This window comes from uncultured Pelagimonas sp. (assembly GCF_947498515.1).
GTDB lineage: Bacteria > Pseudomonadota > Alphaproteobacteria > Rhodobacterales > Rhodobacteraceae > Pelagimonas.
Map to the genome: position 1 here is coordinate 1 of NZ_CANMKO010000030.1, position 1,899 is coordinate 1,899.

The window sequence follows — 1,899 nt, forward strand, 5'->3', positions numbered from 1 at the left end:
TCCACCACGCTTGGATCTGCGAGTGTTGATGTGTCGCCAAGGCTACCGTAGTCGTTTTCGGCGATTTTGCGCAGGATGCGGCGCATGATTTTGCCGGAGCGGGTTTTGGGCAGGCCGGGGGCCCATTGGATCAGGTCGGGCGATGCGATGGGGCCGATTTCGGTGCGCACCCAGGTCCGCAGCTCCTTGCGCAGCTCGTCCGTTGGTTCCACATCGTTCATCAAGGTGACGTAGCAATAGATGCCTTGGCCCTTGATTTCATGTGGATATCCGACAACCGCGGCTTCGGCGACCTTGGCATGCGCGACCAGAGCCGATTCAACTTCGGCGGTGCCCATGCGGTGACCGGATACGTTGATCACGTCATCGACGCGGCCAGTGATCCAGTAATCGCCATCCTCGTCGCGGCGGCAACCGTCGCCCGAGAAGTAGTAGCCTTTGTAATCCGAGAAGTAGGTCTTTTGGAACCGCTCGTGATCGCCCCAGATGGTGCGCATCTGACCGGGCCAGCTGTCTTTGATCGCCAAGACGCCTTCGACCGGATAGGTGTCGATTTCTTCGCCTGACTGCGGGTCAAGAACCACCGGCTGGACGCCAAAGAAGGGCTTCATCGCGCTACCCGGTTTGGTTGCATGCGCGCCGGGAAGCGGCGTCATCATGTGACCACCGGTTTCGGTCTGCCACCAGGTGTCAACGATTGGGCAACGCCCGCCGCCAACAACATCATTGTACCAGTTCCAAGCCTCGGGGTTGATCGGCTCACCGACGGTGCCAAGAATGCGCAGGGACGACAGGTCACATTTCTCAACGAACTCAGGACCTTGACCCATCAGGGCGCGAATGGCCGTCGGCGCGGTGTAGAATTGGTTGACCTTGTGCTTTTCACAGACCTGCCAGAACCGCGAGGCATCCGGGTAGGTTGGAACACCTTCGAACATCACCGTGGTCGCGCCATTGGCCAGCGGGCCATACACGATATACGAGTGTCCGGTGACCCAGCCAACGTCCGCAGTACACCAGTAAACATCGCCCTCTTGGTAGTCAAAAACCACCTCTTGGGTCAGCGCCGCATAAAGCAAATAGCCGCCCGATGTGTGCACAACGCCCTTGGGCTGACCGGTCGACCCGGAGGTGTAAAGAATGAACAGCGGATCTTCGGCGCTCATCTCAACGGGGCGGCAATAATCGTCGGCTTCCATGACCATTTCGTTGTAGTCATAGTCGCGATCCGCAACCCAAGTGGTTTGACCGCCGGTGCGCTTGACCACCAGACATTTGACCGTGTCCTTGCAGTGCAACAGCGCCGCATCGGCGTTGGATTTGAGCGGCGTCTTGCGCCCGCCACGGGGGGCGTGGTCGGCGGTGATGACAACTTTGGCGTCCGAGCCATTGACACGTGCGGCCAAGGCGTCGGGGGAAAACCCTGCGAAAACAATCGAGTGGATCGCACCAATCCGCGCACAGGCCAGCATGGCATAGGCGGCTTCGGGGATCATCGGGAGATAGATGACAACGCGGTCACCCTTGCGCACGCCCAGCTGCTCAAGCACGTTTGCGGTGCGGCAAACATTGCGATGCAGCTCTTTGTAGGTGATGTTTTGCGCCGGCTCGTTGGGATCGTCCGCCTCAAAAATGATCGCGGTCTGATCGCCGCGCTTTTCCAGATGACGGTCAATACAATTGGCCGCGACGTTCAATGTGCCGTCGGCAAACCATTCGATGTTCACGTCACCGAAGTTGTAATTGGTGTTCTTTACCTGCGTGGGCTTCTTAATCCAATCAAGCCGCTCCGCCTGTGCGCCCCAAAATCCTTCCGGATCATTCACCGATTGCGCATACATCTCATCATAACGACCCGCGTCAACATGAGCGCCGGCTACCAACTCGGCCGATGGTGGA

The 1,899-nt window shown here is 58.7% G+C and carries 1 protein-coding gene; it reads right to left on the bottom strand.

The features are described from left to right. The coding region (acs, locus tag Q1A43_RS22360; protein ID WP_299939050.1) for an acetate--CoA ligase at window positions 1–1,899 on the bottom strand (1,899 nt) is incomplete at both ends.